This window comes from Deltaproteobacteria bacterium, assembly GCA_016931625.1.
GTDB lineage: Bacteria > Myxococcota > XYA12-FULL-58-9 > XYA12-FULL-58-9 > JAFGEK01 > JAFGEK01.
This window is the reverse complement of record JAFGEK010000175.1, coordinates 18,076-40,807: the sequence shown is the minus strand read 5'-3', so window position 1 is coordinate 40,807 and position 22,732 is coordinate 18,076. Positions and strand designations below refer to the sequence as shown.

Below are 22,732 nucleotides of genomic sequence, written 5' to 3'. Positions count from 1 at the left end.
TTTAAGTACCTTTTGTTGTTGGAACACCGCCTACTTGAGCATGTAGTATTGATGGTAAACCTAATAAGCGTGAGAAGCCAAGTGCATCAGCCGCAGACCATTCGCCGGCTGCCTCGCCATAAACACCACGTGAAGCATGTTTTAGAGAGTATGGTGAGCTAACACCTTCAACAAAAATTGACCCAGGTCTAAGCGCAAAACGTACTTTGCCACAAACGCGTTCTTGGCTTGAAATAAAAAGAGCCTCAATATCGCGGCATACAGGTTCTAAATATTGTGCTTCATGTACAAGGTCACCATAAATTTGTGACACCATATCTTTTACCCGCTGTTGCTTTGCAGTGAGCACAAGTTTTTCAAGTTCGCGATGGCAAGTAATTATTATCGCTGCAGCGGGTGCTTCAAAGGCGACCCGGCCTTTAAGGCCAAAAATAGTATCACCAAGATGAATGCCACGGCCAATAGCAAAACGAGCGCCTAGAATATTTAGGTGTTCAATTAAAACTACCGGTTCATAATTTCGGTCATCAATGGCAGTGGGTACGCCAGAAGTATAACTAATATAATGTGTCTCAGCAGGCAAAGGGTTGTTTAAGGCACCTTTTGAGAGAACCCATGCATCTTCTGGTAGTGGTTCAACAGTGTCATTGGTCTCGCGGCCTCCAATAGTACATCCCCATAAACCACTATTAACTGAATAGCTTGCCCGTTGTGCAGGAAAGATATGCCCTCGTTCATGTAAATAATTAACTTCAAATTCCCGTGAAAAGCCCTCATCACGCACTGGTGCTAAGATTTCAAGACCAGGGGCAAGGGTGCGCAATGCTACTTCAAATCTAACTTGGTCATTACCTGCTGCCGTTGAACCATGGGCAATAGCACGGGCATTTTTTTGCAAAGCCAAATGAGCAACCATACGCGCTTGCAAAGATCGCTCGGCGCCAACTGAAAGAGGGTAAAGGTGTCCGCGCAAGACATTGCCCATAATTAAATATTTTAAAACTTCGCTAAAATATTCTGAACGAGCATCAATGAGGTGATGTTCAGTCGCTCCGATGCTAAGAGCGCGTTCTTTCATGCGCACACGGTCATCTTCAGTTAGGCCACCGGTATCAACAGAAACCGTGATAATGGGTGAACTGTATCGTTCATTTAAATAAGGAACGAGAAAAGACGTATCCAAACCGCCACTATAGGCTAATATTATTGGTTGAGACATTTAAATTTTCTCCGCAGCAATCCCTGTAAGACGTACCTGTAAATGACTTTGATTTCGCCGACCACTAGTTGCAACAAATACAGTATCATCACCGGCAATAGTACCGATGATTTCTGGCCAATGCGTTTGATCTAATGCAATACCAACAGAAGCAGCTCGACCTACTGGTGTTTTTATTACCAGCATGTAAGGACCAGCAGGTGCTACATTAAGGATATCATCCTTAAATGATAGGTGTTTTGGCGTTAAAGAATCAGATACAGAATCAGCACTATATAAAGTTTTAGCTGTGACATAACGGCCATCTACCTTGAAAGCGCGAATTTCTGCGAGGTCGCGTGAGACACTTGACTGAGTAATATAGTATCCATCGTGTTTAAGGTGTGACACTAATTCAGTTTGACTGTGGATTTCGCAAGTGGCGAGAATATTACGAATAGTAGCGTGCCGTTCTGACCAATTTTCAATTTTGTTCGGCATAACAATAAGTCACCTAAGTATCTAAGTGCATTTTAATGCGCGTAAAATGTATTAATGCGCATTAAATTGCAAGAAAAAAAATAAAAAATTAGGGTGTTTTATTAAAAAAACAGATTAATTACAGTGATATTTAATAATGAATAGTGGTGAAAAATAATAATAATAGTTTACACAAATATGTTTTTTACATTAAATTAATGATATAATTTAAAATGATCTAAAATAATATTTAATAAATAAAAAAACCTTTCTAAAGATGTAACTTAGCTTGCTTGTGTAACAATTTTGTTAGACAGTGCAGTCTTATTTAATAAATACAACAATCTTACAAATTAGCTGTAATCATCGTGAAGGAGGAAACTAATGTCAAAAATTGATGTCTCATCGCGAGCAGTACTTTTTGTATCTATATGTTATACAATGATTGGATGCGGTAGCGATGTTAATATTGAAACCCAAAATGATTATGAGACAAAACATGTTGATGCTGCAACAACAGCACTAAAACTTGGTGAGGCTGCAGCTTTAAGCGGTCGCATATTCGGTTCGGCAATCGGCGATGACTATAATAGTTCTGGTGCTAGAAAAGTATTAGACAGAGGTGAATATAATGCCGCTACCGCTGAAGATGCGATGAAACCATGTAATATTGGTGGTGGGCTCGACCGTGCCATTCTGGATTATGCTAAATCACATGGGATGAAAAATTTTCGTGGGCACAATTTAGTTTGGCACACCAGTCAAGGTGATCCCGGTGGCGGGCGATCAAAGATGGGAAATATCAGATATGCAATGGAACGATTTAAAAACGATAATTTTTATGCTTGGGATGTTGTAAACGAAGCTTTTAACGATGAGAGTGGTACATTTCGTGGTGGATATGGCAACGATTACACCAATTGGGGTGGTGTAGCACAATATTTTGAAGAAGCACGTAAGGTTGCAAATGAATTTAAGAAAGGCGGTATAGAACCACCATTACTTTGCTACAATGATTTTAATATTGAGCAGTATTATACTGAAAAAGGAAGTATTAACGATAAAAGCGAAGCTGCTTATAAAATGATAAAGAAAATTAACGAAGATTCAGTTAAAGCAGGTAAAGGCAAACTAATAGATTGTGTTGGTTTTCAAGCACATTTTAATAACTATTATACTGGTTATAGCCAAATCAATGCTAGTGTTTTAGAGAATATGCAGCGTTTTGCAAAATTAGGTATCGAGATTCATTTAACTGAGTTAGATGTTGAAAAATTTAATGGTGAAGACGACCAAGCCGAAAGATTTCGTAAAGCTATTGATTTTTGTACGCGAGTTCCAGAATGTACCGGCATAACTGTTTGGGGGCCTATGCCTGAGTGGCGTCAAGAACAAGATGGCGGTATGTTTATTTCTGGAAGTTTACAACCCAAAAAAGCCTATCAACTATCATTAGACCAACTCAATAAAGCAGTTAGACTAGTTGAAGGTGCTACAGCAGCTTATGGTGGTGACGGTAATGTGAAAATTTCTTGGAAACGCCAAGAAAAGCCCAAAGAGTATATAGTCACTCGTATAGCTAAAAAAGATGATGAAGTACCAGATATTACCGAAATAATTGTTGAAAATACAAACAATGGTAATACGATTGAAACAACAGATACTTGTCCTTCTGGTGCTGCTTGTGAATATCAAATAGCTGCAACTAATGAAGATGGTACGGTCCGCGGGCGTACGGTAACTGCAGGCATGGTTACACCAGTGATTGTGGGTACTACTATTCCGGCAATTTCAAATCCACCAAAAGCTTTTACACTTTCAGTAACCATGGGAGATGTCAGTACTCCCGTGCAAATGCTGGGCAAAACTACATGCTGGCCTCATATGCGTCTTAGTTGGACAAAATCCGGAAATGCTACAAAATATTCTATTTTTGGAAAGTATAGTGAAGAAGATACATTTAAATTAATTGCTGAAGTTGATGCTAATACTACTAGTTATATAGATGTTGTTCGTGATGGTAGTGCTATAATGCCAGGGATGAGTTTTGATTATAAAGTGACGGCTATAAACGGTGATGGGCGTATTGACTCAAATACTGTGTCTAATCAAAAAGTCGATGCTTGTGCTGGCGCTAAATTAGTTACACTAGATTCTAACGGTCATTATTCTACAGGAAAACTCCCCATAGGTGTTACTCGCATTAAAATACAGGGTAATGTAGATAGTTATCGCTGTACTAATTTAGATGCCAGCAAAGATGATGATGTTTATTTCTATGGTGGTTTATGGCGCCATGGTTGTGCAAAAGCGCCATATAAAGATAGTTACGGTGACCTTATTGATTTTGAATGTTTTTTTGAAGCATTGCGCTATCGTATGAATGATAAGGGATGGGTTTATCCGTCAGATGCAGGATGGAGTAACGGTTGGTACTGTCTTGATATATATAATAGCGGTAATGATAAAGATGCATCAGTTGAGTTTTGGCAATCAGAATGCTCTGATGACGAATACACCTGTTCAGGAAGTTGCAGCCTCTAAAAGCATCCTAAAGCATAAATAAAAGTTAATGAAGGCATAGATCGATAGCAGCAATAAGCTGCTATCGATCTATTATAATAATTTTTTATTTTCTAGGATGTAACCCAAAATTAACCTAAAATTACAACGTCATTGCTAGTAAAGCTTACAATTAAGTAGTAAATTCGATGAGTTGTAACATCTGGATTCTCTATCTTTCGAGGGGATAACGTAAGGGGGAATTACATAAAAATTTAACAAATTATAATAAAAAACCCATTAATATCAGTAAAGTTGAATAATTTCTAAAAGTGATGAATAATTTCAGGGGCACGCCCTGGCTATATTATTATCAAACAGTTATTTGCTTTTACCTATGGATCTTAGGTAATAATTACTAATCAAAAAAAACATAAGCAGCAAAGGGAAATTGGAATATAGTTTTTATTATTTAAGGTGGGTTCTTTAAAAAAGCTGGAGAATCCAGGTGCATAAAGGGTATATCTCCTTACGTTCAAAACTTGCTTTGGCTTTTGCTACTTTAATGGTAGCTAACGCCATTTTCTTATATTTGTTTTTTCCGGCGCGCGCAGATAAAGCTGCACGTGATTGGGCTCGTGATCGCGCCACCGATATTGCCTTGGTTTTAGCTAGTGCTGTGCGTAGTGGTTTAGAGTTTGATGATGCTGGTGCTGTTGAAAGACTTTTATCCGGTTTAGATTCTGCTAAAGGTGCTATTTATGGTGCGGTTTTTCGCGATGATGGTTCACGCTTAGCAGCATGGAATTCTGAAAAGGTTGCTGCGAATATTCAAAATCCTGGTGAAAGCAACACCTACTATTTTGATGATGCTAATGGTCTATTAAATGTTACTGCACGTATTATTGCGCCTGACGGTACTCGTGGAGTTTTAGCTTTAGGTTTTTCTTTAGAACGCGTAATTCAAGAAAGACAGGCAAATAAATTTACTATAACCATTGTTGCAATTTTACTTACTTTACTTGGTATTATTGCCGTTGTTTTCATTGGTACAATTATTGCCCGTCCGGTTGGTCGTCTTACTAGTGTAACAAGTGAAATTGTGAATCATCGTGATCTGAGTATGCGTGTTGCTGCAGATTCTAATGATGAGGTTGGTCGATTAGCAGAAAGTTTTAGTAAACTGGTTAACTGGCTGCGTAGCACTTTAAACTCACTTAATGTGATGGTTAATGGTATGGTTAAAGTAATTGAGCATACCACTCAAACCGGGCAAACAGTTACCGAAGGTGCCGGTTTAATTCGCAAGCAAATGGATGGTACCGTACAAGCAGTTTCAGATATGAGAGTCTCCCTAAAAGGTTTGGCTGAAGATGTCTTATTGCTTCAATCAAGCGCTAGTCAGGGATCAGTATCGATAATTCAAATAGCACGAGTAAATGATGATGTAGCCAAAGACGTACAGTCTATGGTTGAGTCTGTTAATGATACAGCCAACGCTATGCAGAGTATGACAGGGGCATTTAATGATATCGTCAACGGAATTGAAAAACTAAATGATGCCTTACTAACAACTTCATCATCAATGGCAGAAACTGATGCAGCTATTCATGAAGTTGAAAAAATAGCGAGTGAGACGGCAAGGCTTTCTGAGAAAGTATCAACTGATGCAGGCTTAGGAGTAAATGCCCTTGATAAAACGTTAAATGGTATTGAAGAAATTCGTTCATCAACCAACATTGCCGCTAAAGTTATTGAAAATCTTGGTGAAAGTGTTTCACGCATTGGTACTATTTTAAAAATAATTAATGAAGTTACTGATAAAACTAATCTGCTGGCGCTTAATGCTTCAATTATTGCTGCTCAAGCAGGTGAACATGGTAAAGGTTTTGGTGTTGTAGCAAATGAAATTAAAATGCTTGCACAGCGTACTAGCGTTTCAACTACTGAAATAGCTACTCTAATTAAGACGATTCAGGAAGAGTCACAGCAAGCACAAGTGGCAATGGTTAAAGGTTTAAGTAGCGTTCAAGAAGGCGTGCAGTTAGGAAAAGAAGCAGGTGAGGCTTTAGCAAATATTCATCATTCATCGCAACAAGCTAAAACGATGGCTCGCTCGATTGCACGCGCCACTGAAGAGCAAGCTCGTGCTACTAATCAAGTTACTAGCGCTATCCAGCGGATTTCAGATACCGTACAACAGCTTACTGCAGCTTCTCGTTCTCAAGCACGTAGCTCTGAAGAAGTTATGAATAGCACCAGTCGTCTTAAATCATTAACTACTCAAGTTGAACATTCAGGACGAGAACAGGCAAAAGGTTCAAAACAGGTAATTGATATAATTAGCACTATTCAAGGAATGATTGAGGAAGTTGGTAAAGCCCAAGCTGAGCAAACTACGGCATCCTCCCAAGTACTGAGTGCCATTGAAGCTACTTCGCAGGCAGCCCAGAACCAATCACGCTCTGTCTCAGGTTTAGAGAATGCTATTGAATCATTACGCAGGCAATCCGACCAACTTAAAGATGAGATGAATCGTTTTCATCTTTAGGGACACCCCCTAGTAATATTAGTAGTACTTTTAAGGTATTTCTTCACTCCCTAATAATCACTCTCTAATAATCACCTTGAAATAAAAAGAGTACTTGACGACAAGACATTGTCGTGCTCCTACAACAATCCATATATTCAAATAGCAAGCATGAGGTGCAAATTGGCCAAGATCATTGATGGAAAATCTTTAGCTCGTACTATACGTAATGAATTAAAGAGAGAAATCGAAATATTAAAACCACAGCTTGGTCGTGCACCTGGTTTAGCTGTTGTATTAGTGGGTGATGATCCAGCTTCATATATTTATGTAGGAAATAAAGAAAAAGCTGCGGCTGAAATTGGTATGGCAGGGCAAGTGATTAGAATGCCAGCTACAGCTAGCTTATCTGAAATAATTGCATCTGTAGATAAGCTTAATGCTGATGACAGTGTTGATGGAATGATCGTACAAATGCCTTTGCCACCGGGTCTCGATGAAGCCTCAGTTTTAAATCGTATAGATCCTAATAAAGATGCTGATGGCCTGCATCCAATGAATTTAGGTCGTCTTGTTGCCGGTATGCCAGGTCCTCGTTCATGTACACCTGCAGGAGTGATGCGGCTTATTGATACTACAGGTATAGAACTTAAAGGTGCAAAAGCAGTAGTAATCGGGCGTAGTGAAATGGTCGGAAAACCGATGGCACATTTGCTTTTAGAGCGCCATGCTACCGTTACTATTTGCCATTCACGTACAAAAGATCTTGCCGATGAAGTGCATCGCGCCGATATTGTTGTCGCTGCAGTTGGCAGACCAGAACTAGTGCGTGGTGAATGGATAAAAGAAGGCGCAGTTGTTATCGATGTGGGTACTACTAGAGTCGAAGGCAAACTCAAAGGTGATGTTGAGTTTGATCAAGCTGCCACTCGAGCGAGCGCCATTACTCCAGTGCCAGGTGGAGTAGGTCCAATGACCATAGCCATGCTATTGGCAAATACTGTCGCTATTGCCAAACAGAAACTCTTATAACTATTTGTATTTGTTAGTGATATTGATAGTGGTTGGTAGTTGCTTAGCTATGCTATTAAAAGGTCAAATTAAATAGCAACAGCAAAGGTAAGATGAGCATAATGGATAATAGTTCAGACTTACATACACCTTTATATGACTTACTACGTGAATATGGTGGACGTTTTGTAAACTTTGCTGGTTGGCAAATGCCAGTGCAATTTACTGGCATAATTGCTGAACACCAGGCTGTTCGTAATGCTGTTGGGATTTTTGATGTTTCCCACATGGGTGAATTGTTAGTTGAAGGTCCAGATGCGTTTAAAGCGCTTGATTTTGTTGTAACTAATTCAATTGGTCGTATGCAAGATGGTAAGGCGTTATATACCTTAATGTGTTTACCAACAGGTGGTATTGTTGATGATATTATAATTTATCGTGAGGCTGCTGATCGCTATTTTATTTGTGCAAATGCTTCACGCAAAGATGTTGATTTTGCGCATTTGCGTCAAGCGACAGCAAAGTTTCGTTGCAAAATTTTTGACTGTTCTAATGAATATGCCCAGCTTGCCCTGCAAGGCCCAAAGGCTGCAGCACTTTTAACAAAACTAAGTAAATTAGATGTAAAATCATTAAGTAATTTTACATTTTGTGATGCTACAGTTGCCAATATTGATTCAGTTAGAGTGGCGCGTACTGGGTATACGGGTGAAGATGGATTTGAATTATATTGTGCTCCGAAAGATGCTGTTGAGCTATTCTCTGCTATTTTAAAAGTTGGGGCAGATTATGGTCTAATGCTGTGCGGTTTGGGGGCACGTGATACTTTACGTTTAGAGATGAAATACTCATTGTATGGTAATGATATCGATACTGAATGTAACCCAATCGAAGCTGGTTTAGAGTGGGCGGTAAAGCTTAACAAGGGTGATTTCATTGGACGTGAGGCTTTAATCGTTGAGACTCAAGAAAAACCAAAACGAAAATTAATTGGTTTTAAAATGGTAGGCCGCGGTATTCCTCGGCACGGCTATGATATTAATTTTAACGGCGAAAAAGTTGGGGTAGTTACTAGTGGAACCCACTCTCCTACATTGAATGTACCGATAGGTATTGGTTATGTGCCAACTAGTGTCGCAGCCATTGGAACTAATATTGATATTATAATTCGAGACCGCGAAGTTAGCGCAGTAATTGTTGAAACACCATTTTACCAAAGAGCAAAACATGACTATTCCTGAAGAGTTTAAATACACCAAAGAACATGAATGGCTATGCAGTGAACAAGACCATTTTGTTGTTGGTATAACAGCGCATGCACAAGAACAATTGGGTGACGTGGTGTTTGTCGAGTTACCTGAGGTTGGCTCACGTGTTAAGCAGGGTGAATCATTTGGTAGTGTTGAATCAGTAAAGGCCGTTAATGATTTATATGCGCCGGTTTCAGGTGAAGTTATTGAGATTAACGAACAATTAGCTGACAACGCTGCATTAGTAAATGAAGATCCATATGGAAAAGGCTGGTTGATTAAGGTCAAGCGAACCGATGACCATAATGAAGATGGCAATTTGCTTTCAGCAGCAGATTATAAAAAATTACTTGATGGATAAAGGCAGTATCAAGAAAGAAGCTAACGTGTTGAAAAATCCGCAAAATTCATGCTGTGGTAGTACTGATAGCAACAAAAATATTGTTCCAGTTAATTTTGCTTCTCGACATCTTGGCCCTGTTACTGATGAAATAACCAAGATGCTTTCAGTTTTAGGTTTTGATACCTTAGAGGCATTGGTTGATTCTGGTTTGCCAACAGGCATAAATACAAAACGATCACTTGATCTTGGGGCGGCGATACCTACTGAATATGAATTGCTGCAAGAGTTGGGTCAAATCGCACAACAAAATAAAGTTTATAAGTCTTTTTTAGGTATGGGTTATTATGGTTGTGCTACGCCAGCAGTTATATTGCGCCATATTTTTGAAAACCCAACATGGTATACTCAATATACACCATATCAGGCTGAGATAGCGCAGGGTCATTTAGAGGCGTTGCTTAATTTTCAGACCATGGTGGCAGAATTATGCGCTTTGCCGGTTGCAAATGCTTCACTATTAGACGAAGCTACTGCGGCAGCTGAAGCGATGATGATGTGTTATAACGCCTGTCGAGGTAAACAAAACGCATTTTATGTTGATCAAAATTGCCATCCACAAGTGATGGCGGTTGTAGCAACGCGAGCGCGAGCCTTAGGGATCAATATTCATCAAGGAAAATTAGCGGATACTGATTTTGCTGTGCTAAATTTATGTGGCGCCTTGCTGAGTTATCCAGGTAGTGACGGGCAGTTGCAAAATCCTCGAGATATTATCGAAAAACTACATACTGTTGAAGCGTTAGCTGTTGTAGTAACCGATCCTTTAGCTTTATGCCTTATTACTCCTCCCGGTGAATTTGGTGCTGATATTGTTGTGGGCTCGGCACAACGCTTTGGTGTACCTATGGGTTATGGTGGGCCGCACGCTGCTTTTATGTCCACCACCGCCAAATTACAGAGATTGATGCCAGGTCGAATTGTTGGTGTATCAAAGGATGCACAAGGTAAAACAGCATTGCGCCTTGCACTACAAACACGTGAACAACATATTCGTCGAGAAAAAGCCACTAGTAATATTTGTACATCACAAGCGCTGTTAGCAATTATGGCTAGTATGTATGCGGTATATCACGGACCTCGTGGTTTGCGTGATATTGCAAAGCGTGTGCATGGTTTTACGGTCAAGCTTGCCAACGGTTTGCAAAAGCTTGGTTGGCAAATAGCGCATAGTAATTTTTTTGATACATTACATATAATAACAAAAGAGCAACAAACCTCTAACATTATAAAACATGCCCAAGAACAGGGTATATTGCTGCGTGAATTACACAAAAATGCAATATGCATTTCATGTGATGAGTTAACCACAAAAACTGATATCGATAGCTTGCTCGCAATTTTTTCTTCAGAAAAAAATGGTGGCAATTTTGCAGAAAAAGATAGACCCGATGAGTTAGGCCTGCCTGCTATATTAAAACGAAATACCCCTTGTTTAAAACATGCAATTTTTGGTGCGTATCATAGTGAAACCGAGATAATGCGTTACATTCATCGCTTAGCTGCCAAAGATCTGGCGCTTAACACCGCGATGATTCCTCTGGGCTCATGCACCATGAAATTGAATTCAGCAGTTTCAATGTTGCCATTAAGTTGGCCACAATTTGCTAATTTGCATCCATTTGCACCTCGTGAAACTGTTACTGGGTATACAAAAATTCTTTCAGAACTCGAACATATGTTAGCCGTGATCACCGGCCTGCCAGCAGTATCACTGCAGCCTAATGCTGGCTCGCAAGGTGAGTACACTGGGTTGCTGGTGATTCGTGGTTATCATGACTCCCGAGGGGATCAGCAACGTCGTATTTGTCTTATTCCGCAATCATCGCATGGTACTAATCCCGCTAGTGCGGCTATGGCAGGACTTGAAGTAGTAGTTGTTGCTTGTGATGCTCATGGTAATATTAACTACGATGATCTGTGTAAAAAAGCTCAAGAGTATGTAGATGAATTAGCTGCGTTGATGTTAACTTATCCATCAACTCATGGTGTATTTGAAGAACAAATCATTGAAATATGCAACACCATACATAAATACGGTGGCTTAGTTTATATGGATGGCGCCAATTTAAACGCATTAGTGGGTTTAACAAAACCAAGTGAAATGGGTGCTGATGTTTGTCATGTTAACTTGCACAAAACTTTTGCAATACCTCATGGTGGTGGTGGTCCAGGAATGGGTCCTATAGCGGTTACTGCTGCACTTGCACCATTTTTGCCCACCCATCCAGTAATAGCTACTGGTAGCGAAAAATCTATTGGCACTGTCGCGGCCGCCCCTTTTGGTAGCGCCAGTATATTGCCTATTTCGTGGGTATATATAAAACTTATGGGTAGCGAAGGTTTAAAACTTGCAACCCAGGTGGCTATTCTTAATGCTAACTATATAGCCAAGCGCCTTGAGGGACATTATCAAGTTGTCTATCGCGGTAAAAATAACTTAGTTGCGCATGAATTAATTATTGATCTGCGTCCCTTTAAAACTACTGCTGGCATTGAAGTTGATGATATTGCCAAACGGTTAATGGATTATGGATTTCATGCACCCACAGTATCCTGGCCGGTGCCTGGCACCATGATGATTGAGCCAACTGAAAGCGAACCATTAAGTGAATTAGACCGTTTTTGCGAGGCAATGATAGCTATTCGTCAAGAAATCGAAGCTATTGCTAATGGCCAAAGTGATCGGCAAAATAATGTTCTAAAATTAGCACCTCATACTGCTGCTGTTGTTAGTGCTGATAATTGGGATAGACCATATAGTCGCGAGCAAGCAGCTTATCCATCAGCATACACACGCATACATAAATACTGGCCATCTGTAGGGCGTATTGATAATGCCTATGGTGATCGTAACTTCGTGTGTACATGCCCAACTATTGAATGTTAACAAAAAGTTTAATACCTGATTTAATTTTAAAGTCAGTCAGTATAGACGAATGAGAAATAAGCTAGTAGGGTTTAAAAATGGAGGTGAGGCACATGCAGCAGCAAGCAATAAACAATGGCTCATATGATTTAGAAAAACTTTTAGCTGAACATCGTGCACTTAATCAGAAAGTTGATGAGCTAGAACAGCGAGTTTATCTATCGCCGGCAGAAGAGTTTGAGGTGCAGCAATTAAAAAAACTTAGGCTGCAAAAGAAAGACCTAATACAAGGTGTGCGCAATTTAAAGAGTTCTTAATTAGGGACACCCCTTAAATTTAGCGCTTTTGCCCAAGTTAGTTATTATCTATCGTGAATAGCTATATTTTTGCGCAATAGGGATACGCCTACCTTCACCAAATGCTTTTCTGCTTATTCGAAGTCCCGGTGGCATTTGTCGGCGTTTATACTCTGAAGTATCAACTAATCTTGTAACACGGTGCACCAAATCAGAATCAAGCCCGCGTGATATTAGGGCTGTACGACATAAGGCTCCTTCGATGTACCCGGCAAGAATTTCATCAAGCTGTTCATATGGGGGCAGTGAGTCTTGGTCAGTTTGATCAGGGCGTAGTTCTGCAGACGGTGGTTTGATGATGCTGTTTTCAGGAATAAGAGCAGGTGTAGCACTAGTATTAATATATTTTGCTACTGCGTATACTTGCGTTTTGTAGAGATCACTTATTAAGGCTAGCCCACCACACATATCGCCATAAAGCGTACAATAGCCAACAGCCAATTCACTTTTATTGCCGGTAGTCAGTAATAAAGCGCCTAATTTGTTTGAATAGGCCATTAAGATGGCGCCGCGGATACGAGCTTGTAAGTTTTCTTCGGTAACGTCTGCGGCATAACCCTTAAAAGGTTCGGCTAGCGCTTCAAGATAAGATTTAAATATTGACTCAATACTAACAACATCAAAACGTATCCCTAAACGCTGGGCCAAATCACGAGCATCAGCAATCGAACCCTGCGAAGAATAACGTGAAGGCATTGAAATGCCAATTACCCGATCAGGACCTAAAGCCTTAGTGGCAATTGCGGCCGTAAGTGCTGAATCAATACCACCAGAAAGCCCTAAAACTGCTGAGTTAAAACCGCATTTTTGCGTATAGTCTTTGACTCCGAGTTCTAGTGCGGCGCAAACGTCAGCTTCCCAACAAGAGGGAGCAGGGCTGATATCGCCAATCATTTTATCATTTTGAATTTCAGCAGTTACTAAAGCGCTACGAAAAGCAGGTGCCATAAGTGCTACTTCGCCAAAAGCATCGATAGCAAATGAACGACCATCAAAAATTAAACTATCATTGCCGCCAACTTGATTAACGTAAACGAATGGCACTTTGTGTCGCCGGGCAATTGATTGCAACATTGTTAAACGTTTTGCTGGTTTTTGCCGGTCATAGGGACTAGCGCTGATGTTAATCAGCAAATTAGCCCCAGCAGCGATCTGTTCAGTTAAGGGGTCGCGTGCATAGCGAGGTTTTTGCCAATATTCTTTGTCATTCCAGGCATCCTCACAAACACTTAACCCAATTTTTTTACCGCCTATTTCTACAATTGTCGATATTTCACCAGCGACGAAATAGCGTGTTTCATCAAATACATCATAAGAGGGCAGTAACATTTTGCGATGGCACGCAATGATTTTACCATTGGCAATGACTACAGCACCATTGGCGATACGGTCGTTTAACACTAATGGGTCATTGGTATTGCTGACGATAGCGCCAATAATTAATGGAATATCTTTTACGTTGTTTACAACAAAAGAAAGAGCAGCAATGGCATCACGCAAAAAGCGAGGCCGATCAAGCAGATCTCTAGGGGGATAGCCGGTAATTGCTAATTCAGAGGTAACAACTAGATCAGCTTTATTGATTTGCGCCTTTTTATAGGCATCAAGAATTTGGGCAACATTACCATCGAGATCACCAATTGTCGGATTTATTTGAGCTATAACTAATCGCATAAGCTTCGTATTGTCATGATCTGAGTACTAGAGGCAACTTAAAATGTTAATGAGTTATTATTTTATATCTGGGGGGTGTCCCTAAATGTTGGACCGAGAAATTCACGAAAGACGCGTAAACGATGGCCGCGCGCGCAGCAAAATCATGCTGAGGCTTGCTTGTGGCAAGTCGCAGGCAGGATTTCTGAGAGCACGTGGACGTAAGTAGCGGATTTCGTGAAGATCGACGGGAGACATTTAGGGACACCCCCTGTTAGTTGATTTTTTCTAAGGTGTTGGCCGCGCGTTTTTTGCGAGAAGTAGCCATAATTGAGGCCAGCATAGTACCAGATAAAAGGGTAGCAATAACAATCAATGAGGCTAAAACCGGCACTTCATAAAACCATTCAGCTAACATTTTAGCGCCAACAAAAGTAAGTACTAAGCCTAAACCATATTTAAGATAAGCAAAACGATCGATAAAATTGGCCAATACAAAATACAAATTGCGCAAGCCTAAAATGGCAAAGATGTTCGAGGTGTAAACGATAAAAGGGTCAGTGGTTACACCGAAAATGGCAGGAATAGAATCAAAAGCAAACACCACATCAGAGCCTTCAATAAGCGCTAGTACTAATAGCAATGGTGTTGCATAAATACGCAGGCCTCGCTTAACTATAAAGTGTGCACCTTCATAACTATCAGTTACCGGGATAAAATGACGAAAACCACGTACTAGCAAGCTTTTTTCGGGATCGACCTTATCGTCATCTTTAACAATAACTAGCTTAATACCGGTATACACAAGAAACGCACCAAAAATATAAAGTATCCAGTGAAAATGTGAAATTAGCGCAGCACCTAAAAAGATAAACAAGGCACGCAATAAAAAGGCACATATAACGCCCCAAAATAATACACGATGTTGAAAACGACGTGGCACCTTGAAATAATTGAAAATAACAATAAAAACAAAGATATTATCAATACTTAAGGCCTTTTCGATTACAAAGCCGGTAAAATATTCTAGCCCCTTATCGCGCCCAAATAAATGAGTGACACCAATACCAAAAATGGTAGCGAGAATAATCCATATACAAGTCCAAATAAGAGCATGTTTGGTTGAAACTTCTTTTTCACCACCATGACTAGATAGGCCAAGGTCTAAGGCTAAAAAAAAAGTTATTAAAAGGCCAAAAAAAAACCAAAGCCATGTTGGAGCTATTGAAGTTAACATTTTTTCATCTAACTAGGGTGTGTCCCTTTAGTGTGTAACTTTTATGCGCAAGTAGTGCAACATAGGTCAAGTTAAGAGATAATTTTTTGTTTAAATCAATCAATATAACCCCAATTACGTAAACGCTCAGTCAGAGCTGCTTGTTGAGTTGCGTCTAATGCAGCAGGTATAGCAGCGCTATTGTTGGGGCATAATTGTGCTGATGGTGTGTTTGAGAGTTTGTCGTTTTTGGTTAGCGCTAGTGCTAATTCTTGCCAAAAACCTTGCAATTTTACTTTCAGATCAGGTGGCGGAGTAATACCGGCAAGCGCATAAACTAACGCCCCAGCTTCGGCAATACTGAGTATAGGAGCTTCTATAGCAGGTAGTAAAGGACCTACTGCCAAAAATATTCCTTGTTGGCGATGCACACCAGGCATGCCATAACCACGACCCGCAGTAAGTTCTTTTGTAGCTAAACGTCTTATTTTAGGGCCAAGCCTAAAACTTGGTAAGAATGAGGCGCGAAACCCTGACGGCCATGCAGGTTCAATTATTAAATCTGGAGTAATAGCCGCAGCCGGATGAGAAAATATTTCATCACGTAAATAAACCGCATTAACTAGAGGAGCGTTCGAATCGGGGTGGCGCAAAGCTAGCAAAGCGTGGCGAATGCGTTTTAGTATTGCATCAGCCTTTGTATCATCTACTTGCCCATACGGAAAAACACCGCGTCGGTTTAGCCACACTGATGGGGCATAATCAAGTTCATCTGAAAAGGCAGCGCTATTAGCATAGTCGATATTTAGCGCTCGACTAAGAGATAATGCCCGCATTATCAATGTGTTAGGTAATATTCTTAATAATACACTAAATATATATGCAGGCAATCTGCTGCTAATATTTCTAAATATTACGCCAAGATATCGATTAATGTGAGATTTTGAGTTGTTTTTAAAGCGTAGCAAATCAAGTTCAGAAAGAACACGATTTAGGTGAACTGCAATATCAGAAGCTCCACCCATGCCATGATCACTTATAAGCATTACTCGTGCATTTGTTGGAGCTTTGGCTAATAATCGTCCGATTAATTGGTCGATGCGGCTATACACACTAGTTAGCGCATTAATGGCTGAACTATTGCGGAAACGAGGCGAGGTGACATCATAGGTATGCCAAAGATGGTGTCCGGCAGTGTCGGCTGCCTGTATGTGTACAAAGAAAACGTCCCAATGCTGTTTAGCATAAGCCCATAAGATCACGCGTTCTTTAATGGTGAGGTCGTTTATAAGTTTTTGGGCAAGTTTACTACCAGGGTGTTGTTGCTCATTTACAATAGCATAGCGCCATCCACCAAGTGATTGTATTTGGCGATAAGCAGAGGTTGGATGAATGCTATTTTTGCTTGCATGACTAACTCCCGGAGCATCAAAACCAGCAATACATAATCCCAACGATTTATCTGGCGGATAAGTGCCAGGCACCCCAAGACTTGCTACTGCTAAACCTTTTTGGGCCAATCTTGATAAAAAGGTCGGCAATTTTTGTAATTCGGTAGTAGCTGGCCTTATGGCATAGCTTTGCGGCGGATGGACGAACATATCTACTAACCCATGTTCTGCAGGATTGGCGCCGCAAAGAAAGGACATCCATGCGGGTAGGGTTGCTGGTGGCATGGTTGAATTTAATTCGGTGCGTAGACCACGTTTTATTAAAGCTGAAATATTGGGCAATTGTCCATAAGCTATTGATTTTTCAATAACCGCCCAATCAGCGCCATCAATACCGACTATAATTAATGGTTGCACGAGCGTTACTGAATATAGCCAAGAGCGCGTAGCTCAGCTTGGTCGGCAGCATCTTGAGCGTGGTGGTTAATTAACGGCGCTCCATTGCTTGCATTAGTTATTGCTTGTTTAAGCATTTTTTGTAAGCTTTTCATGCTTTCTTCATTAATAATCGGATATTTTTCGCGAGGATCTTCAATCAGATTATAGAGTTCAACTGGTTTTAAGCCACGGGGATTATCGGGATTAGCAACGATAAGCTTTTCGACGCCAGCGCGAATGGCTTTTAGGATATTACCCTGATGATTTTCTTCTGCCAAAGATACGGTTGGTTTGCGAGTACCAGCATAAATATCTAGACCCTCCCAACTTTTTGGGGCTTTTACCCCAAAGCGACCCGCAATAGTTGGGGCTATATCAATTTGGCGCACTAAGCGGTCGTCCTGGCCAGGAGCTATTGCAGGTCCTGAAATAATTAATGGCACATGGATCAATTCTTCATATAGGGTAGTGCCATGATAAAACCCGCCATGGTCGGCAAATTCTTCGCCATGATCAGCAATAACTATAATTGTAGTGCGATCGATGAGATCACGAGCCACAAGACCATCGATTAACATGCCAAAATAATTATCAAAACGCTGTACTTCGTCGCGATAAGCAATGCGCATTTCATCAGCTATTGCTAGCGGTGGTTTAGGTAGTGATACATGAGCGTAGGTTTTGCCAGTAATTGCAAAATATGGGTCATGAGTTTCCATGTAGTGCAAATATATAAATAAATCTTGCTGGCTCTTTATGGCATCAATTATTTCAAGGGCACGCGTAGTTACTGCAGCGCCTGAACGATAAAAATATTGTGGTTTACTCTTAAAGAAACTCATTTTTTCGCGCAGCAGGCGATAAGTTTGATATGCCGCTAGACGATAGGCTTCACGAGGAGCACCTAAATAGCGAGCTGGTGCTAAATAAAAATATTCGGCAAAACCGCGAGAAAATCCATATGCTGGTTCGAGGTTATAATTGGTAACTACAGCGGTTGTATGTACTTTAGCGTTTGCCAATTCAGTAGCAATTGTGGGCAGCGAAATTGGCAAGATAGCGGTTTTGCTCATGGTCACGTGCCCACTTACGTGGCGTGAAGATATAATCGAAGCCATTGCTGGGCGTGTCCATGAAGCTTGAGCGCTGGCATTGGTATAAATTCGGGAATGCTTAGCAAATTGGTCAATACGAGGTGAGATAGGTTTATCACGATGAGGTTTAGCGCCATAACAACCAAGGGCATCGGCTCGCAGTGCATCAGCCACCACTAAAATGACAATGCGATTTGGTTTAGCTGTTTTGGTATTTGCAGCAACAGGTTGAGGAGGTATTTCTAAAATACGCTCATCACCTATTTGAGTACGAATTAAAAAAATGCCGCAAATACAAAATGGTACAAACCAAAGCCAGATCCCACCTAAACTTTCAGTGGCAATACGTCGCTCGATGTTGCGCATTAAAAGCAACAAAAATAGAGCTACCGCTAGCGCAAAAGCCAAGCCAATAAATAGTGCTAGCCAAGTTTTATCTTGAGCTTCAAAAAATACATCACGCCACACAATAAAGCGCACTAGTATGGCTAACGAGATCGAAGTTGAAATTACGAACCCGCGAAAAAAGGGCTCACGAGGGGGCTTATGTTTGCGTCTTCTTAAAAAAGCCCATAGTAAAGCTAAAAATATACCGGCGCCCCCCCAACCTGTGCCATACAGTAACATTGCGTAAATGCTAGGGACATCACGATATATTGCTTCGAATAAGCCAATAAAAAGGCCACCAAAAGTCATTCCGGCCGCAAGGCCGCCAAAGTCCTTGCCAAAACGCATGATCATGCGTTTTATCAATGACTACTTATGAGGTCCAATCTTTTAGCGCGAATTATCGCACAAAAATATTAGGAGTTTAGCTTATGACCTGTGCTTGTGTATCAAATATTTCAAATAATCGTCGCGCGGTTATTGTTGCAGGACTTAGAACGCCCTTTGTTAAAGCGGGTACGCTGTATCGTGACTTATGCACAGTTGATCTCGCTAAAATATTAGTTGCCGAGCTGATTAGTCGTAACGATCTTAATAATAAAGTTATTGATAGTGTTATTTTCGGTCAGGTGATTCAACACCCCAGCGTATTTAATATTGCCCGCGAAATCGTTTTTGGTATTGGGCTACCGTCAGAAATTGAGGCGTTTTCAGTATCACGCGCCTGCGCTACTAGCACGCAAGCATTAGTTAGTGCTGCCCAAGCAATTATGTTGGGTATGGCTGATGTAGTGATCTGCGGTGGCGCTGATTCATTATCAAAACCACCCATAACTTTTAGCGATAACTTTTCACGCTCATTAATGCAAATGGCAAGCGCAAAAACACCGGCAGGCAAAGCTAAGTCGTTAATAAAATTACGCCCGCGCGATTTTTTGCCGGTGCCACCAGCGATTAAAGAAGCGACCACCGGTTTAACTATGGGTGAGTCAGCCGAAAAAATGGCAAAAGAAAATGAGATCAGCCGTGAAGAGCAAGATGCTTTTGCTTTAAAATCACACGAAAACGCCGCCCATGCCTGGGAGTTAGGTATTTATGCTAATGAAGTAATGAGTTTTCCAGTACCACCAAAATATAGCCACGTGGCTGATCGTGATAATTTGGTGCGCGGCGATACCAACATGGCAAAAATGGCTTCGTTAAAGCCTGCTTTTGATAAACGTTATGGCACTATCACACCTGGCAATAGTTCGGCTTTAACTGATGGCGCTTCGGCCCTAATTGTTATGAGTGAACAACGTGCCCATGAACTTGGCTATGACCCTTTAGCCCGGGTGCATGCTTGGGCATTTGCAGGCGTTGATCCGCATTGGCAATTATTAGCAGCGCCACCAATTGCGGCTGCGCAAGCTTTAAAATGTGCCAGGCTCAAGCTTGATGATATAGATCTTATTGACATGCATGAGGCTTTTGCCGCGCAAGTACTTTCAAACATTAAAGCCATGAGTTCAGTTGAGTTTGCCCGCCAGTTTTTAAATCGTGATGAACCAATAGGAGAGGTAAATATGGCAAAGTTAAATATTTATGGTGGATCGATTGCTATAGGGCATCCTTTTGCGGCAACCGGGGTTCGTCAGGTTATCACCATGGCGAATGAACTTGCACGTCGCGGTAGTGGCAAAGCACTAATTACGCAATGCACCGCAGGTAGTATGGGCGCAGCTTTAATTATTGAGCGTTAGGTTAGATGGAGGCAAATTTCAAATGCAACTAACCCATTTTCATTTTGATGTTGATAGTGACGGGGTTGCTTTGCTGCGCATGGATGTGCTCTGCGAAAAATTAAATATTCTTACTATATCGGTAGCAGAAGAACTTGAGCTGGCGCTTGATCGCGTTGCTAGTGATCAAAACATTAAAGCCTTAGTGTTTGGTTCGATGAAGAGCGCGGGCTTTATGGCTGGCGCTGATATTGAAGTAATGCGTGATGTAAAAACTGCGCCCGAGGCTGAAGCATTATCACAAGCAACTCAAAAACTTTTTGGCCGTTTTGAAACATTACACAAAAAACTGCATAAACCAGTAGTGGCAGCAATTGATGGCATGGCTTTAGGTGGTGGGCTTGAATTGGCCTTAGCTTGCCAAAGTCGAATTGCCAGCGATTCGCCACATACAGTGCTTAGTCTCCCCGAGGTGCAACTGGGGTTAATACCCGGTGGCGGGGGCACGCAGCGATTACCACGGCTTATTGGTATTGCTGCAGCTCTTGATCTCATTCTAACCGGTAAGAAAGTGTTTGCTAAAAAAGCACTACACTTAGGCTTAGTTGATGAGTTAGTCCCTGCAAGCATTTTAATTTCAGCAGCAAAAAAACGCGCTTTAGCTTTACTCAAGCAACAGTCATTAAAAACTAGCAAACCCAAAGCGCATGATAAGTTAAAACCCAAAGCCAAAGGTTGGCGGCGGTTTAAAAAAGCGATGTTTAAACTGAGCAACCCGCAAAATTGGCAACGTGCAGCGCTTGAAACTAATGCTTTGGGACAACAGTTACTATTTAACCAAGCTCAAAAGCAATTATTTAAAAAGACTCGCGGTAATTATCCCGCGCCACTTAAGGCTATAGAAGCAATACAACACGGACTGAGTCAAGGTCAAAAGGCAGGCCTGGAATTTGAAGCTGAGCAGTTTGGTATGCTTGCAGTATCACCGCAAGCAAAAGCTTTGATGTCATTATTTTTTGCAACACGTGAGTTAAAGAAAGACAGTGGGGTTGATGCGCGCCCGGTCACCCACTTATTAGTGCAAGGCGGAGGCTTAATGGGGGCAGGCATTGCGGCAGTAAGCATTACTGAAGCAAATTTACCGGTGCGCATAAAAGAAAAAGATAACGCTGGCCTAAGCCGTGCAGCAAAATATGTTGAGCGGGTCATTAGTGCCAGACGAAAACGTGGTAGATATAGTAGAGCGCAAGCAAATACCCTTATGTTCCATCTAACTACCACCACTATGGCAAGTGGTTATAAAGCAGCCGAAGTGGTAATTGAAGCTGTCTTTGAAGACTTAGAACAAAAGCAGCAAATGCTGCGTGAAGCAGAAAAAGGCGGTGGCCCTGAAATCATTTTTGCTTCAAATACATCTTCGCTGCCGATAAGTGAAATAGCAAAAGCCTCGCGTCACCCTGAAACCGTTATCGGTATGCATTATTTTTCGCCAGTTGAAAAAATGCCGCTGCTTGAGGTTGTTATAACCCCAATGACCGCAGCGTGGGTTATTGCCACTTGTGTTGAGCTTGGTAAAAAGCAAGGTAAAACGGTTATCGTGGTTAAAGATGGTGCTGGTTTTTATACTTCGCGAATTTTGGCGCCTTATATCAACGAAGCGGTGCGCTTAGTGGCTGAGGGTGCCGCAATCGATGCGATTGATAACGCCATGATGGATTTTGGTTTTCCGGTGGGGCCACTTACCTTGATTGACGAAATTGGTATTGATGTTGGCGCTAAGGCGGGCAAAATTATGCACCAGGCATTTGGCGAGCGTCTTAAGCCACCTACTGCCTTAGAGGCTTTATTGCATGATAATCGCCAAGGTCGTAAAAATGGGCGTGGCTTTTATATTTATAAAAACGGCAAAAAGGGCAAGGCTGATACCTCGATTTATGCATTATGTAATAGCAAGCGCAGATACAGCGAAAATTTAAGTAAAGCGGCCATTATTGAGCGCTGTACTCTAGCAATGATTAATGAAGCAGCTTTATGCCTTGATGAAGGCATTATTCGCAATAAACGCGATGGCAATATCGGCGCGGTATTTGGCCTTGGCTTTCCGCCATTTTTAGGTGGGCCATTTAACTATATTGATACTTGTGGAACTAAAAATATATTAGAACGACTTGAAAAACTAGCGCAGCAGCACGGGTAAGCGTTTTTATGCCTGCAGGGCACATTTTTTTTAAAAAAA

At 41.2% G+C, this 22,732-nt stretch carries 15 protein-coding genes; 9 read left to right on the top strand and 6 right to left on the bottom strand.

Annotated features, from left to right (window positions below; all coding sequences use genetic code 11):
* Position 1: 1 nt before the first annotated feature.
* Both argG and JW841_15125 read right to left on the bottom strand, forming a co-directional pair.
* Positions 2 to 1,219 (bottom strand): argininosuccinate synthase, encoded by a 1,218-nt coding sequence (gene argG, locus JW841_15130; GenBank protein MBN1962267.1) that lies wholly within the window; start codon positions 1,217 to 1,219, stop codon positions 2 to 4.
* Complete coding sequence (locus tag JW841_15125) at positions 1,220 to 1,699, bottom strand: arginine repressor (protein MBN1962266.1); 480 nt, start codon at positions 1,697 to 1,699, stop codon at positions 1,220 to 1,222.
* Between the two features lie 363 nt (positions 1,700 to 2,062).
* Here JW841_15125 and JW841_15120 point away from each other — a divergent pair, with 363 nt between their 5' ends.
* The 7 genes from JW841_15120 to JW841_15090 all read left to right on the top strand — a co-directional run bounded on the left by JW841_15120 (position 2,063) and on the right by JW841_15090 (position 12,557).
* The gene (locus tag JW841_15120; GenBank protein MBN1962265.1) at positions 2,063 to 4,222 is read left to right on the top strand and encodes an endo-1,4-beta-xylanase; all 2,160 of its coding nucleotides are present in this window, start codon (positions 2,063 to 2,065) and stop codon (positions 4,220 to 4,222) included.
* A gap of 466 nt (positions 4,223 to 4,688) precedes the next feature.
* Positions 4,689 to 6,731, top strand: a complete 2,043-nt coding sequence (locus JW841_15115) for a HAMP domain-containing protein (protein MBN1962264.1) — start codon at positions 4,689 to 4,691, stop codon at positions 6,729 to 6,731.
* 150 nt (positions 6,732 to 6,881) lie between these two features.
* A complete protein-coding gene (gene folD / locus JW841_15110) occupies positions 6,882 to 7,742 on the top strand; it encodes a bifunctional methylenetetrahydrofolate dehydrogenase/methenyltetrahydrofolate cyclohydrolase FolD (GenBank protein MBN1962263.1) in 861 nt (286 codons plus the stop codon).
* Positions 7,743 to 7,843: 101 nt separating this feature from the next.
* The gene (gene gcvT / locus JW841_15105; protein ID MBN1962262.1) at positions 7,844 to 8,962 is read left to right on the top strand and encodes a glycine cleavage system aminomethyltransferase GcvT; all 1,119 of its coding nucleotides are present in this window, start codon (positions 7,844 to 7,846) and stop codon (positions 8,960 to 8,962) included.
* Positions 8,949 to 9,332 (top strand): glycine cleavage system protein GcvH, encoded by a 384-nt coding sequence (gene gcvH, locus JW841_15100; GenBank protein MBN1962261.1) that lies wholly within the window; start codon positions 8,949 to 8,951, stop codon positions 9,330 to 9,332. The genes gcvT and gcvH overlap by 14 nt, the downstream gene beginning before the upstream one ends.
* Positions 9,325 to 12,261, top strand: coding sequence for an aminomethyl-transferring glycine dehydrogenase (gcvP, locus tag JW841_15095; GenBank protein ID MBN1962260.1), 2,937 nt, complete (start codon positions 9,325 to 9,327; stop codon positions 12,259 to 12,261). Before gcvH ends, gcvP begins: the two co-directional genes overlap by 8 nt.
* Before the next feature lie 92 nt (positions 12,262 to 12,353).
* Entirely contained in the window at positions 12,354 to 12,557 is a 204-nt protein-coding gene (locus JW841_15090; GenBank protein MBN1962259.1) for a YdcH family protein, read from the top strand.
* 48 nt (positions 12,558 to 12,605) lie between these two features.
* Here the strand turns inward: JW841_15090 and JW841_15085 are convergent, their stop codons facing one another.
* The 4 genes from JW841_15085 to JW841_15070 form a co-directional block, all read right to left on the bottom strand.
* A complete protein-coding gene (locus tag JW841_15085; GenBank protein ID MBN1962258.1) occupies positions 12,606 to 14,270 on the bottom strand; it encodes an NAD+ synthase in 1,665 nt (554 codons plus the stop codon).
* Positions 14,271 to 14,523: 253 nt separating this feature from the next.
* Positions 14,524 to 15,486, bottom strand: coding sequence for a TerC family protein (locus JW841_15080; protein MBN1962257.1), 963 nt, complete (start codon positions 15,484 to 15,486; stop codon positions 14,524 to 14,526).
* Positions 15,487 to 15,581: 95 nt separating this feature from the next.
* The gene (locus tag JW841_15075; GenBank protein MBN1962256.1) at positions 15,582 to 17,273 is read right to left on the bottom strand and encodes an alkaline phosphatase family protein; all 1,692 of its coding nucleotides are present in this window, start codon (positions 17,271 to 17,273) and stop codon (positions 15,582 to 15,584) included.
* A 5-nt stretch (positions 17,274 to 17,278) separates the two neighbouring features.
* Positions 17,279 to 19,123 (bottom strand): sulfatase, encoded by a 1,845-nt coding sequence (locus JW841_15070; protein MBN1962255.1) that lies wholly within the window; start codon positions 19,121 to 19,123, stop codon positions 17,279 to 17,281.
* A gap of 83 nt (positions 19,124 to 19,206) precedes the next feature.
* On the opposite strand from JW841_15070, the gene fadI reads away from it, so the two are divergent.
* The gene (gene fadI / locus JW841_15065) at positions 19,207 to 20,517 is read left to right on the top strand and encodes an acetyl-CoA C-acyltransferase FadI (protein ID MBN1962254.1); all 1,311 of its coding nucleotides are present in this window, start codon (positions 19,207 to 19,209) and stop codon (positions 20,515 to 20,517) included.
* A gap of 22 nt (positions 20,518 to 20,539) precedes the next feature.
* Positions 20,540 to 22,693, top strand: coding sequence for a fatty acid oxidation complex subunit alpha FadJ (gene fadJ, locus JW841_15060; GenBank protein MBN1962253.1), 2,154 nt, complete (start codon positions 20,540 to 20,542; stop codon positions 22,691 to 22,693).
* The last annotated feature ends 39 nt before the right edge of the window (positions 22,694 to 22,732 follow it).